The organism is Luteibacter sp. P4_E6 (assembly GCF_056401535.1).
In genome coordinates, this window is record NZ_JBFUJE010000756.1 from 1 (window position 1) to 1,476 (window position 1,476).

The 1,476-nt window shown below is 61.4% G+C and carries 3 protein-coding genes; all 3 read right to left on the bottom strand.

Annotated features, from left to right (window positions below; genetic code table 11):
• Positions 1-149: 149 nt before the first annotated feature.
• Positions 150-833 (bottom strand): aspartate/glutamate racemase family protein, encoded by a 684-nt coding sequence (locus tag AC1DT2_RS23165; RefSeq protein ID WP_477299022.1) that lies wholly within the window; start codon positions 831-833, stop codon positions 150-152.
• Between the two features lie 95 nt (positions 834-928).
• Positions 929-1,177: a hypothetical protein gene (locus AC1DT2_RS23170; protein WP_477299023.1), complete on the bottom strand. Its 249-nt coding sequence runs from the start codon at positions 1,175-1,177 to the stop codon at positions 929-931.
• Positions 1,174-1,476 (bottom strand): hypothetical protein (locus AC1DT2_RS23175; RefSeq protein ID WP_477299024.1); only part of this gene is annotated, 303 nt, incomplete at its 5' end. The genes AC1DT2_RS23175 and AC1DT2_RS23170, both read right to left, overlap by 4 nt.

Genomic DNA, 1,476 nt, shown 5'->3' on the forward strand with positions numbered 1-1,476 from the left:
CCTTTTTTCCCTGCATCTGGCGAAACGTCCGCGTTGGGAAAAACCACTGAAAAAGTTCGGGCCCGCGCAGGCCAAGCGGGTTCTCTAAACGCTGGGATGCTCCCGCAGCGAAACCGTCCAGCGAGACGCCGAAACCTGCAACTTTTACTTTAGTCATTGGATACTCCAGCGAAATCCAAAGCGGCCTCGCAATGGATCAGGGTCGTGTCGAACACAGGCACGGATACGTTTTCCTGATTGAGCAGCATACCCACCTCGGTGCATCCCAGAATCACGCCGTCCGCACCCCGCTCGACGAGCCGGGCGGCGATGGCAATGAAGCGAGCCTCGCTCTCGCTCGTCGTGACACCGCGGCAAAGCTCTTCGTAGATGATCCGGTGTGCATCGGCACGATCGGCAGCCTCGGGAACAATGGGATCGAGTCCCGCCGCCACCAGGCGGTCAAGATAGAACGACTGCTCCATGGTGAAAGCGGTCGCGATCAGTCCGGGCCGACGTCGTTCCCTCTTCCGTACCGCTGCCGCCGTGGCGTCGGCGATGTGCAGCAGGGGGATCGAGACACCCCGCATCATCCGGTCCGCCAGCTTATGCATCGTGTTCGTGGCCAGGATAAGGAATCCGGCACCCCCGCGCTCGAGCGCCATCGCTTCCGCGTTGAGGATGTCGCCGGCCTTATCCCAGTTTCCCGCGGCCTGGAGGGCTTCGATACCCGCAAAGTCGAGCGAGCGGATGAGCAGCTCCGGCGAATGAAGGCCGCCGAGCCGCTCGCTCGTTAGCCGGCACAATTGCCGGTAATAGATTTGCGTGGAGGCGGCGGACATGCCGCCGAGCATCCCGATCGTTTTCAACGGACCGTCTCCACAAAAGCCGCTTGATGCCGAAGCGTAGCAGTGCCAGTGCGCGTCCGGCCAATACCCGCCCGTAGCGCTTACGTCCGTTGATCCAGATAAGCCAGGCCGCGCTCGCTCAGCACAAGCGGCTCTGGGCCACCCCCTTCGAGGAAATCGGTCATGCGACCGACGGGCCATCGGTCACTTGTTCCGTTCACGAATTGGATGCCGTGTTCCTCGCCGCGAAAATCGTGCCAGTAGCGGGCGACCAGTATCTTGTCTTTGTAGATACGGTATCGGTAATTCCCCAGCGAATCGCGGCTGGATTCCTGCTCGATGCTGATCACGGTCCGGCCTCCGCTGCATAGTCCTCCAACCAATGCCGTGCCACCCAGTATTCGGCTGCATAAGGGAGTAGCTGTTCCCGAGCGTCCGACAGGGTGAGGCCGAGAGCCCACTCGGTGTATCGCAGGAGGGCGGCCAGTCGCGCCTCCAAGTCCTTTCGGACCGTCGCCTCGGTAAGCCCTTCGAACGTATATCGGCCGTAAGGGAGGGCCATGAGTCGGGTCGCGTCAAACCGCCAGTCCTCCTGCGTACTTCCAGGCAGGAGTTCGGGATTGAAGACCCATGGATACTGCTCAGGGAG